The 14103-nt window shown below is 39.2% G+C and carries 14 protein-coding genes; 11 read left to right on the plus strand and 3 right to left on the minus strand.

Translation table 11 applies throughout. The features are described from left to right. Nucleotides 1–33 precede the first annotated feature (33 nt). From F994_RS04865 to F994_RS04900, 8 genes are all read left to right on the plus strand, one after another. Nucleotides 34–1389, plus strand: coding sequence for a 4-hydroxybenzoate transporter PcaK (locus F994_RS04865; protein ID WP_004649022.1), 1356 nt, complete (start codon nt 34–36; stop codon nt 1387–1389). Nucleotides 1390–1401: 12 nt separating this feature from the next. Further along, a complete protein-coding gene (pcaC, locus tag F994_RS04870; RefSeq protein ID WP_004649023.1) occupies nt 1402–1809 on the plus strand; it encodes a 4-carboxymuconolactone decarboxylase in 408 nt (135 codons plus the stop codon). A gap of 21 nt (nt 1810–1830) precedes the next feature. Continuing rightward, entirely contained in the window at nt 1831–2556 is a 726-nt protein-coding gene (gene pcaH / locus F994_RS04875; protein ID WP_004649024.1) for a protocatechuate 3,4-dioxygenase subunit beta, read from the plus strand. A 17-nt stretch (nt 2557–2573) separates the two neighbouring features. After that, a complete protein-coding gene (gene pcaG / locus F994_RS04880; protein WP_004649025.1) occupies nt 2574–3203 on the plus strand; it encodes a protocatechuate 3,4-dioxygenase subunit alpha in 630 nt (209 codons plus the stop codon). A 69-nt stretch (nt 3204–3272) separates the two neighbouring features. Then, nucleotides 3273–4136, plus strand: coding sequence for a type I 3-dehydroquinate dehydratase (gene aroD / locus F994_RS04885; protein ID WP_004649026.1), 864 nt, complete (start codon nt 3273–3275; stop codon nt 4134–4136). 21 nt (nt 4137–4157) lie between these two features. After that, nucleotides 4158–5618: a right-handed parallel beta-helix repeat-containing protein gene (locus F994_RS04890; RefSeq protein ID WP_004649028.1), complete on the plus strand. Its 1461-nt coding sequence runs from the start codon at nt 4158–4160 to the stop codon at nt 5616–5618. 64 nt (nt 5619–5682) lie between these two features. Next, nucleotides 5683–7002 (plus strand): carbohydrate porin, encoded by a 1320-nt coding sequence (locus F994_RS04895; protein WP_004649029.1) that lies wholly within the window; start codon nt 5683–5685, stop codon nt 7000–7002. 174 nt (nt 7003–7176) lie between these two features. Further along, nucleotides 7177–9606, plus strand: coding sequence for a glucose/quinate/shikimate family membrane-bound PQQ-dependent dehydrogenase (locus tag F994_RS04900; protein WP_004649030.1), 2430 nt, complete (start codon nt 7177–7179; stop codon nt 9604–9606). An 88-nt stretch (nt 9607–9694) separates the two neighbouring features. Here F994_RS04900 and F994_RS04905 read toward each other — a convergent pair whose 3' ends face one another. Next, nucleotides 9695–10504 (minus strand): IclR family transcriptional regulator domain-containing protein, encoded by an 810-nt coding sequence (locus F994_RS04905; protein WP_004649031.1) that lies wholly within the window; start codon nt 10502–10504, stop codon nt 9695–9697. A gap of 149 nt (nt 10505–10653) precedes the next feature. Between F994_RS04905 and pobA the strand changes: the two genes are divergently transcribed. Next, entirely contained in the window at nt 10654–11868 is a 1215-nt protein-coding gene (pobA, locus tag F994_RS04910; protein ID WP_034696678.1) for a 4-hydroxybenzoate 3-monooxygenase, read from the plus strand. Between the two features lie 158 nt (nt 11869–12026). Here the strand turns inward: pobA and F994_RS04915 are convergent, their stop codons facing one another. Further along, nucleotides 12027–12473 (minus strand): MaoC family dehydratase, encoded by a 447-nt coding sequence (locus tag F994_RS04915; RefSeq protein ID WP_004649033.1) that lies wholly within the window; start codon nt 12471–12473, stop codon nt 12027–12029. A 100-nt stretch (nt 12474–12573) separates the two neighbouring features. Here F994_RS04915 and F994_RS04920 point away from each other — a divergent pair, with 100 nt between their 5' ends. Beyond that, nucleotides 12574–13017, plus strand: coding sequence for a MarR family winged helix-turn-helix transcriptional regulator (locus F994_RS04920; RefSeq protein WP_034696552.1), 444 nt, complete (start codon nt 12574–12576; stop codon nt 13015–13017). A 468-nt stretch (nt 13018–13485) separates the two neighbouring features. Here F994_RS04920 and F994_RS04925 read toward each other — a convergent pair whose 3' ends face one another. Continuing rightward, complete coding sequence (locus F994_RS04925) at nt 13486–13680, minus strand: hypothetical protein (protein WP_004649036.1); 195 nt, start codon at nt 13678–13680, stop codon at nt 13486–13488. Nucleotides 13681–13796: 116 nt separating this feature from the next. Between F994_RS04925 and F994_RS04930 the strand changes: the two genes are divergently transcribed. Beyond that, nucleotides 13797–14054, plus strand: a complete 258-nt coding sequence (locus F994_RS04930) for a hypothetical protein (RefSeq protein WP_004649037.1) — start codon at nt 13797–13799, stop codon at nt 14052–14054. Nucleotides 14055–14103 lie beyond the last annotated feature (49 nt).

Genomic DNA, 14103 nt, shown 5'->3' on the forward strand with positions numbered 1-14103 from the left:
TAACGAAAAGGATTTGGCCTTAAGGAGGCAACAATGGCGTCTCAGGATAGTTATACGCATAAATCAGGAATTGATGCGCAAGCATTAATTAATCAATCGCCAATAAGCAAATATCAATGGCTTATTGCAGCCGTCTGTTTTCTGATTGTTTTTGTCGATGGTATTGATACCGCAGCAATGGGTTTTATTGCGCCTGCACTTGCTCAAGATTGGGGCATTGATCGTTCACAGCTCGGTCCAGTGATGAGCGCAGCTTTGGGTGGGATGATCTTTGGTGCCTTATTTTCAGGTCCAATGGCTGACCGTTTTGGACGAAAAATTGTATTAGCAATTTCAATGCTGATTTTTGGTGGCTTTACCTTAGCCTGTGCCTATGCAGCGGATCTAGATAGTCTGGTTGTTTTTCGCTTTTTAACCGGTATTGGCTTAGGCGCTGCAATGCCGAATGCAACTACTTTGTTTTCTGAATATTGTCCTGCACGCAGTCGTTCATTATTAGTGACCTGTATGTTCTGTGGTTATAACTTGGGCATGGCAGTGGGTGGTTTTTTCAGTAGTTGGCTTATTCCTAACTATGGCTGGCACAGCTTATTTTTAGTCGGTGGCTGGTCACCGCTTATTTTAATGTTGGTGGTGGTTTTCTTTTTACCAGAATCGTACCGTTACCTCATTTTAAAAGGCGATAAAACAGCCCAAGTTAAAAAAATTCTGACTCGTATTGCACCAGAGCAAGCCGCACATGCAACAGAATTTCATGTACCCGAAGAAAAGAACGAAAGTACTGCAAAAAAAGGCGTATTTGGAATCCTATTCTCAAAACAGTATGCCAAAGGAACTTTCTTGTTGTGGTTTACCTATTTTATGGGTCTGGTCATCATTTATTTACTCACCAGCTGGTTACCAACATTGATGCGTGAAACGGGTGCCACGATGGAACGCGCTGCATTTATTGGTGGGTTATTCCAGTTTGGTGGTGTGCTTAGCGCATTGTTTGTGGGTTGGGCAATGGATCGTTTTAATCCAAACCGTGTCATTGCTGGGTTCTATTTTGCAGCGGGTATTTTCGCTTTTATCGTAAGTCAAAGCCTAGCTAGCCCAACTTTACTTGCCATCTTTATTTTATGTGCAGGTATGGCAGTCAATGGTGCGCAATCTGCAATGCCAGTACTGAGCACGCGTTTCTATCCAACACAATGTCGCGCAACGGGTGTGGCATGGATGTCTGGTATTGGCCGTTTTGGTGCCGTATTTGGTGCATGGATTGGCGCAGTTTTACTGGGTAATGATTGGTCGTTCAGTTCAATTCTAAGCATGTTACTGATTCCAGCGACTGCTGCTGCACTTGCCATTCTTATTAAATCATTCGTTGCCCATACAGATGCAACTTAAGAGGTATTCATCATGAATGACGAACAACGTTATACACAAGGCATAAAAGTTCGTACTGAAGTATTAGGCGAAAAGCATGTCGGGCGATCTTTAGAAAATTTAAATGATTTTAATGAAGATTTCCAAAATTTCATTAGTCGTTTTGCTTGGGGTGAAGTGTGGTCACGCCCAGGTATGCCACGTCATACACGCAGCTTAGTCACAATTGCGATTTTGCTCGCACTTGGGCGTAACGATGAATTACGTATGCATATTCGCGCGTGTTTCAACAATGGTGTGACCAAAGACGATTTGAAAGAACTCTTTATTCATTCTTCTTTATATGCAGGTTTACCTGCTGCCAATGCAGCTATGCATATGGCTGAAGAGATTTTTGAAGAAATGGGTATTGCACCGAAAAAAATTGTGGAAGACCAATAAGGTATTTAAGGGAGAGATCAAATGTCTCAAATTATTTGGGGAGCTTACGCACAGCGTAATACCGACGACCATCCGCCAGCACATACGCCAGGCTATAAAACCAGTGTGTTACGTTCACCGAAAAATGCATTGATTGCGATTGGTGAAACCATTTCGGAAGTAACTGCTCCACATTTTTCGGCTGACCAATTTGGGCCGAAAGATAATGATTTAATTTTAAACTGTGCCAAAGAAGGTTTGCCTGTAGGTGAACGTGTGATCGTACATGGTTATGTCCGTGATCAATTTGGTCGTCCTGTTAAGAATGCGTTACTCGAAGTTTGGCAAGCCAATGCTTCTGGGCGTTATCGTCATCCCAATGACCAATTTATTGGCTCACTCGATCCAAACTTTGGCGGTTGCGGTCGCATGATGACCGATGAAAATGGTTTCTATATTTTCCGTACCATTAAACCGGGTCCGTATCCTTGGCGTAATCGTATTAATGAATGGCGACCTGCACATATTCACTTTTCACTGATTGCTGATGGTTGGGCACAACGCTTAATTTCACAATTCTATTTTGAAGGTGACACCCTGATTGATTCATGTCCAATCTTGAAAACCATTCCATCAGAAGAACAACGTCGCGCACTCATTGCTTTAGAAGATAAAAGCAATTTTATTGAGGCAGATAGCCGCTGTTATCGTTTTGACATCACCTTACGTGGTCGTCGAGCGACTTACTTCGAAAACGAACTACATTAATGGATGGAGTATAAAAAATGAAAGGTTGGAATTTTGAAGAATTACATGAGACGCCATCACAAACAGGTGGGCCTTATGTACATATTGGCTTATTACCTAAACAGGCCGGCATTGAAGTTTTTGAAAATAACTTTAATAACGATCTGGTTAAGAATAATCCGCAAGGTCAGCGCATCCGTTTAGAAGGTCAAGTCTTTGATGGTATTGGCGTGCCTTTACGTGATGTTTTAGTTGAAATTTGGCAGGCTGATGCCAACGGCGTTTATCCAAGCCAAGCGGATTTCCAAGACAAAGTAGCAGACGTTAATTTCCATGGTTGGGGACGTGCAGGTGCTGACTTTAAAACAGGAGTTTGGCATTTTGACACCATTAAACCAGGGACTGTTCCGGGACGTAAGGCATCAACTCAAGCACCACACATTAACTTGATTATTTTCGCTCGCGGGATTAACACCGGCTTAAATACCCGTGTGTATTTTGAAGATGAAAGTGATGCCAATGCTCAAGATCCAGTACTCAACAGCATTGAATGGGAACCGCGTCGTCAAACCTTAATTGCCAAACGTGAAGAGCGTGATGGCGAAGTGGTTTATCGTTTTGATATTTATATTCAAGGCGATAAAGAAACCGTTTTCTTAGATATTTAATCGAGCAAAATCTATTTCAGGATATTCGGCAGTCGTGATTTGAGCGCTGCCGATTCACAAGGAAGAATAATGATGAATCTAAATCAATTTGCGAAACAACTCTGTTTAGCCGCATCCATTTCACTTGCTTTTGTTGCAGCACAGGCAGAACCTTTAAATAAAGATATTTCTCCTGCAATTTATCACGTTAAAAATTTGAACATTGGCGAATTACCTGTCAAAACCATTGTACCGATTACTGCAAAAACCAAGCAACAAGCCTTAGAACAAGCGCAAATGATTGCTGAAAATCCAAATGCGGATATGGCTGAATTTCGTATTGATTTACTGGATTTTGCATCCGACACTAAAGCGGTAATTGCACTTGGCAAAGAGTTAAATCAAGTTCTCAAAAATAAACCTTTAATTGCAACAATTCGTACAGCCAATGAAGGCGGCAAATTGAAGGTTTCCGACGCTGAATATGAAAAAATTTATAGCGAATATTTAAAGCAACCTTTTATGCAGTTGCTGGATATTGAAATGTTTCGTGATCAAGCACGCGTAGAAAAACTCACCCAGCGTGCGCATCAAAAAAATGTCTTGGTGATTATGTCAAACCACGATTTTGATAAAACCCCAGCTCAGCAAGACATTGAACAACGATTATTAAAACAAGATCAAATGGGTGCAGACATCCTTAAAATTGCAGTGATGCCGAAGTCTAAACAAGATGTACTGACCTTAATGAATGCAACGCTCAATGTCAGTCAGAAAAGTAAAAAGCCATTATTGACCATGTCGATGGGACGCCTAGGCACGATTTCTCGTATTGCAACAGCAAATATGGGCGGCAGTATGAGTTTTGGCATGATTGGTGAAGCCTCTGCACCCGGTCAAATTGATGTTGCTCAATTAAAACAATTTTTAAAAACCGTTCAGCCAACCCCTTAATTTTTGGACAAGGATATCGCCATGAAATTAGCTTCACTACGTTTAACAGCACTGACTTTAGGATTAGTAAGTTCTGGATTTGCAGCCGCAGAAACCTATATTGTCGATCGTTATCAAGATGATAGTGCCAAAGGTTCATTACGTTGGGCAATAGAACAATCCAATACAAATACAGCTCAAGAAAATGAAATCTTAATTCAAGCTGTGGGTAAGGCACCGTATATCATTAAGGCAGACAAACCATTACCGCCTATTAAATCATCAGTCAAAATTATTGGCACTCAATGGGACAAAACAGGTGAGTTTATTGCCATTGATGGTTCAAATTATATTCAAGGTGAAGGTGCTAAAGCTTGTCCGGGTGCAAACCCTGAACAGTATGGAACCAATGTGCGTACTACGACTTTACCGGGTTTGGTTCTACAAGATGTCAATGGCGTGACCTTAAAAGGTTTGGACATTCACCGCTTCTGTATTGGTGTTCTCGTCAACCGTTCAAGCAACAATCTGATTCAGCATAACCGTATTAGTAATAACTACGGCGGTTCAGGGGTCATGTTGACTGGTGATGATGGTAAGGGCAATCCCACTTCAACCACGACCAACAACAACAAAGTGCTGAATAACATATTTGTGGATAACGGTGATGGTTTAGAGTTGACACGCGGTGCAGCATTTAACCTTGTCGCAAATAATCTTTTTACCTCGACTAAAGCCAATCCAGAGCCATCACAAGGCATTGAAATTTTGTGGGGCAATGACAATGCCGTTGTGGGTAATAAATTTGAAAATTATTCAGATGGTTTGCAAATTAACTGGGGTAAACGTAATTACATTGCCTATAACGAACTGACCAACAACTCGATTGGATTTAACTTAACTGGTGACGGTAATATTTTTGATAGTAATAAAGTACATGGTAATCGTGTAGGTGTGGCTATTCGTTCAGAAAAAGATGCCAATGCGCGTACCACATTAACCAAAAACTTAATTTGGAATAATGGCAAAGATATTAAGCGTTGTGAGGCAGGTGGTTCTTGCGTACCGAATCAACGTTTAGGCGCAATCATTTTTGCTGTTCCTGCACTAGAACATGCCGATTTTGTCGGTTCTCGTGGTGGTGGTGTGGTCATTGAAGCGGCAAAACTACAAAAAACTTGTACTCAGCCAAATGAACAAGGCTGTAATGCTGTTCCAAATCAAGCGATTCAAGCACCTAAATTAAGTTTCAGTAAGGGGCAAATTATTGCAGAGGTCAAGGCTCAGCCGAACCAACGCTATCAATTAGAATTCTTTGCGAACAGTCAATCGAATGCTCAAGAAGCTGAACAATATCTTGGCTCACAAGTGATTACCACCAATGCTGAAGGAAAAGCACAGGCATCTTGGAAGCCTGTTACTGCTTTAGCAACAATCACCGCGACTTTAACCAATCACTTAGGTGCAACTTCTGAACTCAGTCCAGCAGTACGCATTAAATAAAACAATTAAAACGTGGAAAACTCATATGGTGTGAGTTTTCCAAACAGAAAAGGGATATTTCGTTATGCAACACTTTTTTAAATTAAGCCTTTTGTCCGTCGCTCTGTTGGGTAGTCAATTTGCCAGTGCCAATGAATTTTGGTCACAAGATCGTCAGTGGTTACTCGGTGACTGGAATGGGGAGCGTAAGCAACTTGAAGATCAGGGATATAAATTTACTACATCCATTATGAGTCAGGCGGCAACCAATTTGGCAGGTGGTTATAACGATGACAATACCTTGGAGAATGCAGGGCAGTTAACGCTCGGTGCGACTTTTGACCTCAACAAAATTGCAGGTTGGGAAAACACGACCGCAGCAATCATGATGACTAAGCGAGATGGTAATTCACTCACGCTAGAACGCATTAAAGACCCACGAAGCAGTGCTTTGGGTAATACACAAGAAATTTATGGTCGTGGCAAAATTTGGCGTTTAACACAGGCTTGGGTCAAAACAGGATTTGCAGACAATACGGTTCAGTTCAAAATTGGACGTATGGGCATGTCTGATGACTTCAATAGTTCACAGTGTGAATTTCAAAATTTACTGCTTTGTGGCGGTCAGTTAGGTAAATCGATTGGTTCAATTTGGTACAACTGGCCTGTTAGTTTATGGGGCACCAATGTCAAATATCAATTTGCACCAGAATGGACATTGGGATTAGGTGTTTATGAAGTCAATCCAGACAACGTAAAAACTCAATCAGACAGCGATGGTTTTAACCTTGACATGAATAATGTTGAAGGTGCCACGATTCCAGTTGAACTGGCATGGAAACCAAAACTGAGCATGTTTGATGGTTTGCCGGGGGAATATAAACTCGGTGCATTATATTCAACAGCTGAAGCCAAAGATGTCAAAACAACAGGCAAAGTCCATGATGGTAAACAAAGCTTTTGGCTGAATGCTCAACAACAATTAACGCAGCAGGGCGCAGATCCCAAACGTGGTCTATATATCAGTTTTAATGGTGTAATTAATGATAAAGCCACCACGACAGTCCAGAGTACTCAGCAGATCGCACTTTGGTACAAGGGGCCTTTAGAGAACCGTCCTAATGACTCTGTCGGTTTTGGTCTGGCGAATTATGTGGTCAATGAACGTGTACAAGACCGACAAATTGCCACCAATCAAAATCGAGGTTATGACCGCTATGACGCATTTGCCAATGACTATACGCCAATTCAACGGGATGAATTAAACGTTGAATTAAATTATACCTATCAATGGTCTCCAGCAGTCATGTTGCGTCCAAATCTTCAATATATCCATCAACCATCAGGTGTTAAAGAAGTCGATGATGCATGGGTTGCAGGATTAAGTATGCGCGTCAATTTTTAACAGTACACAAAATCCAAGGTGATTAAAATATAAACAATAAAGCACTTTGGATTTCAACATTTTTTAAATTGCTCAAGCAAAGCTATTGCGACAGCACACATTATCCGTGATTGAAAATGATGCTCAAAGGAGAGGGAGTGATCATTTAAACTCACAACACTTGGAGTAAGATGTATGTCTGAGCCTCATTCTAAGTCTCAACCCATATTCAAAATATGGTGTTTTATACTTGGCCTAGCCTTGTTATTGACGGGCTTATTTTATTTGATTGGTGGTGGAAAACTCATTAGTTTGGGTGGTTCATGGTATTTCTTTATTGCTGGATTGCTGACCACAGCATCAGCAATTTTTGTTTTTAGAAAAAAAGCATTCGGTGTGTGGTTATTTGCGCTCGTATTTGTAGGCACCCTTGTTTGGGCATGGTTTGATGCAGGTTGGGACTTCTGGGCACTTTTTTCCAGACTGATGTTCCCTGCGGGTGTCTTTGCAGCTTTATTGTTTACTTTACCCGCTATTCGTCGTTATCGAGCACAAAGCAGCTTGGTTGTACCCGCTTATACAGGTGCAACAGTTGTCGTTATTGGTATGTTGATTGCTTTTTATCAGATGTTTCAACCTCATCCGACTGTGACGGCTTTAGGTCAAGAATTACCCCTCATTCCAGTTGATGCAGATAAACAGCAAGTCAATTGGCAGCATTATGGTAATGATACTGGCGGTAGTCGTTTTGCTGCCCTAGATCAAATTAACCGCAACAATGTGCAGCAATTAAAAGAAGCATGGCGTTTTCGTACGGGTGATTTGACGACAGGTTCTGGTAATGGTGCAGAAGATCAAACCACACCTTTACAAGTCGGGGATAAAGTTTTTGTTTGTACACCGCATAACAACATTATTGCTTTAGATACAGATTCAGGGAAACAAATTTGGAAAGCGGAAGTTAATTCCAAAGCTGATGCATGGGAGCGTTGTCGTGGAGTAGCCTATTTTGATGCTACGCAGCCCTTGGTACAACCAACTTTAGCGGGTGCGACTCCTGTAACAACAGTGGCAGCAGATACGGCTTGTCCACGTCGAGTCTACACCAATACACCCGATGGCCGCTTAATTGCAGTTAATGCGGATACAGGTGAACGCTGTAAAGACTTTGGTATCGATGGAACCGTAGATTTACTTGTAGGTTTAGGTGATGGAACCAAAGCGCCTCGTTTTGAGGTGACATCAGCACCGACTATTGCAGGTACAACTCTCGTTATTGGTAGCCGTATTGCAGATAATGTTGCAGCAGATATGCCGGGAGGTGTTATTCGTGCATACGATGTCATTACAGGTAAATTACGTTGGGCATTTGATCCACGTAATCCAGATCCAAATTATGTGCTCAAAGCTGGCGAAATTTACAAGCGTAGTTCTGCGAACTCTTGGGCTGCAATGTCTTATGATCCACAAATGAATACAGTGTTTTTGCCAATGGGCAGCTCATCTGTGGATGTTTGGGGTGGAAATCGTCAACCGATTGATCATAAATACAATTCTTCGGTATTGGCACTTGATGCCACCACAGGTAAAGAAAAGTGGGTCTATCAAACCGTACATAATGATCTGTGGGATTTTGACTTACCAATGCAACCGAGTTTAGTTGATTTTCCAATGAAAGACGGAACAACGAAACCTGCTGTTGTGATTGGAACCAAATCAGGTCAGTTCTTTGTACTTGATCGTTTAACCGGAAAACCTTTGACCAAAGTTGTTGAGCAACCGGTAAAAGCAGCGGATATTCCAGATGAACAATACAGTGCGACACAACCACGTTCAGTTGAAATGCCACAAATTGGTAATCAGACATTAACTGAGTCCGATATGTGGGGCGCGACGCCATTTGATCAATTGATGTGTCGTATTAATTTTAAATCAATGCGCTATGATGGTTTATTTACAGCACCCGGCACAGATGTATCACTGAGTTTCCCGGGGTCATTGGGTGGTATGAACTGGGGCAGTATAGCCTTTGATCCGACGCACCGTTATATGTTTGTCAATGACATGCGTTTAGGTTTATGGATTCAACTTATTAAACAGGCTCCAGAAGACCTTAAAATTCAAGCCAATGGTGGAGAAAAAGTAAATACGGGTATGGGTGCTGTACCGATGAAAGGTACACCATATAAAGTAAACAAAAACCGCTTTATGTCTGTATTGGGTATTCCGTGTCAAAAACCGCCATTTGGAACAATGACAGCAATTGATATGAAAACCCGTCAAATTGCATGGCAAGTTCCTTTAGGCACAGTACAAGATACAGGTCCGATGGGAATTAAAATGGGCTTAAAAGCACCCATTGGTATGCCAACAATTGGCGGTCCAATGGCAACTCAAGGTGGCTTAGTATTTTTTGCAGCAACTCAAGACTACTACTTAAGAGCATTTAACTCTTCAAATGGTCAAGAACTTTGGAAATCTCGCTTACCTGTTGGTAGTCAAGGTACTCCAATGAGTTATATTTCGCCTAAAACCGGAAAACAGTACGTTGTCATTTCTGCAGGTGGTGCACGCCAGTCTCCAGATCATGGTGATTACGTGATTGCGTATGCCTTAGATCAGTAATGTATCAATGCTATAAAAAGGATTTATCCTAATCAATGCCTGCTGGTTTAATACTGGCAGGCATTTTTGTTGATGATTGACCACTGTATTAAATCATTACTCTAATTTCATAAGCCGTATTTTGAAGTAAAGGTAAAATACTCTGAATGAGATATTCCGCTGTAACACGGTTAACTTGTGACATACAGTTCAATGCTGCAATGGTTTTACCTTGACGGTCTAACACTGGTACAGCAATTGCAATAACCCCAAGTTCGTGTTCTTCTTTTGATAAGCAATAATTTTGCTGAGTCACGTGATTAAGCGCCTGATAAAATGCCGATTCATCTTGGAGTGTAAAAGGGGTTAAACGTTTTAAACCATATTTATTGAACCAATTTTTTTGTTCTTCTTGATTTAAAGCTGCGAGCAAAACTTTACCTGTAGATGTTGCATGAGCAGGCAAACGATTGCCCAAATGCATACCATCAGGACTGGCGCGCATATTATCTTGCTGGGGTAAAAAACTGCGTGCAATGGGCACAATTTCATCATCATCTAAAACGACAATTGAAAAAGTCAGCGTGGTTTGCATACACAGAATATTTAAAATAGGCTGGGCAACTTTGGGTAAATGTGCAGAACTTAAATAAGAACTCGAAAAGCGTAGAACTTTATGGGTTAACCAAAAAGAATGTTCGTCCGTTTCCAAATAACCTAAAAACTTTAAAGTTCGTAAGTAGCGTCTTGCCGCAGTACGGCTGATTCCTGTACGTTCAGCAATTTGAGTTGCATTGAGCTTTTGCCGATCAATCCCAAACGCTTCTAACAAAGCTAAGCCTTTGGCAAGTCCAGAAATATAATCATCATTTGTGATGGTTTCACCTGAAGTCTTATTTTCAATTAAATCATAGCGCATGAAGCATCCTTGCTGATAAAGCATCAATTTATGATGTTTTGTCCGGTATACGGTCAACATCACCGTAATACGGTGAATATTCACGTTTTACTATAGCTGAAATTTTATAAAAAATTTAGTTTAAGTAGATAGGACAGGGAGCATAAATGATGGAAATTTTAAATACCAAAGTTGCAATTATTGGTTCAGGACCAGCAGGACTATTGCTAGGACAGCTTCTTTATAAAGCGGGTATTGAACATATTATTATTGAACAGCGTAGTGCAGATTATGTTTCTGCACGTATTCGTGCAGGTATTCTTGAACAAGTTTCTGTTGATTTACTTAAACAAGCTGGCGTAGACCAAAACTTAAATGAATTAGGTTTACCTCATCATGGAATAGAAATTCTAACCAATGGTGAAAAATATCGTATTGATTTATCAGCTTTAACTCACGGGAAGCAGGTGACTGTTTATGGTCAAACTGAAGTCACTAAAGATTTAATGCATGCACGTGATGAAGCCAAGCTGACATCATTTTATGAAGCGAATGATGTCAAAGTACATGAATTTTATGATTTACCTTATGTGACTTTTAACAAAGATGGGCAAGAATATCGCGTCAATTGTGACTTTATTGCAGGGTGTGATGGATATCATGGTGTATGTCGTGCCAGTGTGCCAGCAGATAAAATTAAAACATTTGAAAAAGTATATCCATTTGGCTGGTTAGGTATTTTGGCGGATGTACCACCAGTATCTGATGAATTGATTTATGTACAATCAGAACGTGGTTTTGCACTTTGTAGTATGCGTTCAAGCACACGTAGCCGTTATTATTTACAAGTTCCTTTAACTGATAAAGTAGAGGATTGGTCAGATGAACGTTTTTGGGATGAATTAAAAAATCGTCTAGATAAAGAAAGCTGTGAGCATTTAGTTACAGGACCTTCAATTGAAAAAAGTATTGCACCTTTACGGAGTTTTGTAACCGAGCCAATGCGTTTTGGACACTTATTTTTAGCAGGTGATGCTGCACATATTGTTCCACCAACTGGTGCAAAAGGGTTGAATCTAGCAGCTTCTGATATTGCATATTTATCTAGTGCATTAATTGAATATTACTTAAATGGTTCTAAGCAAGGCATTGATGAATATTCTGAAAAATGCCTAAAACGGGTATGGAAAGCTGAGCGTTTTTCTTGGTGGATGACAAATTTATTACATCGTTTTGAAAATGAAAGTGAGTTTGATTTAAAAATCAAACATGCTGAATTAACCTATATTCTTGGCTCAGAAGCAGGGCAAACGACTTTAGCTGAAAACTATGTTGGACTTCCTTATGAACTTAAAGCGTTTGAAGAATTAAAAAAGGTAAGTTGATTTAACTTTGTATGAATAAAAAACCAGCAGCAAGCTGGTTTTTTATTCTTGTATTTAACAAAATTCATTTTGAAGAACAACACTTTTGAATAAATAAAAACGTGTAGAAATAATAATATAGAGAGTATTTATATGCAATTAACGAAACTTAGGTTTCCTTAAATTGATATTTTTTTAAAAGCGATTAATTTGGGATGTAATATTTGCACTGCTTCAGCATGTTGATTTTTAGTTTCACATTTAAAAGTTACCAGTGCCTGATTTGGTTTTGATTTCGAGGGTTTAATTTCAATAATTTCTGATTCAACCGATAAAATATCAGTCGCTCGCGTGGGTTGGGGCCATACAAGATCTCCACCAGCCCCAATAATGCCATGATGTAAATTTAAACTTTTGACTAGTAGTCGCATGGTAATCGCAGCAGTATGCCATCCACTTGCAGCTAAGCCTTTAAAAAAAGTATCTTCTGCTGCAACAGAATCTAAATGAAAGATTTGAGGATCAAATTCCTGAGCATATTGAATAATTTTTTCTTCACTTAAAGCATAAGATTCACTGACAAATTTTTGCCCTACGTATAAATCATCTAAAAAAAGTTGAGTCACTTTTTCTTTCCTTATCTAAAAATATTTAAAATTGTATAAAATGATTGCATATATTTGCATATACAACTATTGTATATACAATATTTTGGTAAATTTCAATATGCACGAAGTAAAAGAAGAATTAAGACAAAGCTGTACCAGTTATAAAGTCAGGAAATTAATGCGTGAGTTATCCCGTCATTATGATACTGAGTTAAGCCATGTTGGTTTAAAAACCACACAATATGCTTTGCTTAATACTGTGTATAAAGTCGGAACTATTCGCCCGACAGAATTATCAAATATGATGAGATTAGATAATTCAACATTGACGCGTAATATTCAGGTGATGGTATCGCATGGCTTTTTAGCTTTGGAAAAAGGGCAGGATGAACGCAGTCGTGAAATTTCAATTACCGATTTAGGTCGCGAAAAAAGAAAAGAAGCCTATGTTTACTGGGAAAATGCACAGCAGAAAATGAATCATTTAATGGGACACGATAAGGTGCAAGCACTACATGCCTTAATCAATGAAGCATTAATTGCATTAGATACTGATAAATAGAAACTTTAAACAATCTAGTGTTAGTGCAACGGCGCATAAATAGCTATGTCAAAGGTAGAAGTATGCGCTTTAGCTTCACGTATTTTGTGCCAGATCATTTTTATTATTCATTGATTCAACTTGATTCCAACAAGTTGAATCAATGAAAACCTGATTGGTTCGTTGAGCCTAACCAACAATTAATGATCGTTATAAAAATCTGTCTTTGAACTATGAAAATGAGTTTTAAGTTCTTTATGGAATTTAAGGATAGTTTACTAAAGAAACTTTTATGAATGCAAATCTAGTAAAAATCACTTATTTATCAAATATATAATTATATCATTTCGTATAATGTAGCCGAAGATTATGTTACATAGCTGATTTGCAATGATATTTCTCACATGCAAATCAGCGTTATTTAACATCAATCTTCATTATGCGAAGTTGATGGGCAGGGTGGTTAGTAGTCAGGATCAACAACTATAATTAATCGTCTTTTTTTAGTATCTCAGCTCTATATTTCATCACATCTTCTGTTTTTAAATCCTTTAAATATTTTCTTATTAATGAGTGTATTAAGTCAGATTCTTTAATTCTGATTTTTGTTTCAAACATCATTTCCAATGCTGCTTCTTTGATCATTTCTTCTTCGTCATCTCTTAATCTAACTGTAACTGCCATATAGCTATCCTTTTAAAGTAGGGCACATCATATCTGATTTATATTTTATGATATGTTGCGAAATCACAAATTAGATATTATAAAGTCTATAAATATCATTTGTGATAAATCATAAAATGAACAATGAACAATTATTTTTCAATAATAAGCTCGAATTTACACAAGCAGCTTTTAACCGTGTTGCAGAAATTGTTTCTCAACAAGGACAGGTGGCTTTAGAGAATTTTGTCCCTGCTTTAAATACTCAGTATTGCTTAGAGCATCTTGCTTTTGTTGCATCTGAATATTCATACGACTATTCATTCATTGACGCTCATTTAAAGAATTACAAAGCAGCAAATGCAGACTTGTCAGAGTTTGGAGGGGAAGCTTAAAAAATGAACAATGTACGTAAAAACACAGGGGATATGCCTCAGATGACCC

The organism is Acinetobacter bohemicus ANC 3994 (assembly GCF_000367925.1).
Lineage (GTDB): Bacteria > Pseudomonadota > Gammaproteobacteria > Pseudomonadales > Moraxellaceae > Acinetobacter > Acinetobacter bohemicus.

What these genes read in the sequence shown, in the direction of transcription:
- pcaC (WP_004649023.1), top strand. Translation starts at nt 1,402, where the DNA reads ATGAATGACGAACAACGTTATACACAAGGCATAAAAGTTCGTACTGAA.
- pcaH (WP_004649024.1), top strand. Translation starts at nt 1,831, where the DNA reads ATGTCTCAAATTATTTGGGGAGCTTACGCACAGCGTAATACCGACGAC.
- F994_RS04920 (WP_034696552.1), top strand. Translation starts at nt 12,574, where the DNA reads ATGCACGAAGTAAAAGAAGAATTAAGACAAAGCTGTACCAGTTATAAA.
- F994_RS04925 (WP_004649036.1), bottom strand. Translation starts at nt 13,680, where the DNA reads ATGGCAGTTACAGTTAGATTAAGAGATGACGAAGAAGAAATGATCAAA.
- aroD (WP_004649026.1), top strand. Translation starts at nt 3,273, where the DNA reads ATGATGAATCTAAATCAATTTGCGAAACAACTCTGTTTAGCCGCATCC.
- F994_RS04905 (WP_004649031.1), bottom strand. Translation starts at nt 10,504, where the DNA reads ATGCGCTATGATTTAATTGAAAATAAGACTTCAGGTGAAACCATCACA.
- F994_RS04930 (WP_004649037.1), top strand. Translation starts at nt 13,797, where the DNA reads ATGAACAATGAACAATTATTTTTCAATAATAAGCTCGAATTTACACAA.
- pcaG (WP_004649025.1), top strand. Translation starts at nt 2,574, where the DNA reads ATGAAAGGTTGGAATTTTGAAGAATTACATGAGACGCCATCACAAACA.
- F994_RS04895 (WP_004649029.1), top strand. Translation starts at nt 5,683, where the DNA reads ATGCAACACTTTTTTAAATTAAGCCTTTTGTCCGTCGCTCTGTTGGGT.
- F994_RS04890 (WP_004649028.1), top strand. Translation starts at nt 4,158, where the DNA reads ATGAAATTAGCTTCACTACGTTTAACAGCACTGACTTTAGGATTAGTA.
- pobA (WP_034696678.1), top strand. Translation starts at nt 10,654, where the DNA reads ATGGAAATTTTAAATACCAAAGTTGCAATTATTGGTTCAGGACCAGCA.
- F994_RS04865 (WP_004649022.1), top strand. Translation starts at nt 34, where the DNA reads ATGGCGTCTCAGGATAGTTATACGCATAAATCAGGAATTGATGCGCAA.
- F994_RS04900 (WP_004649030.1), top strand. Translation starts at nt 7,177, where the DNA reads ATGTCTGAGCCTCATTCTAAGTCTCAACCCATATTCAAAATATGGTGT.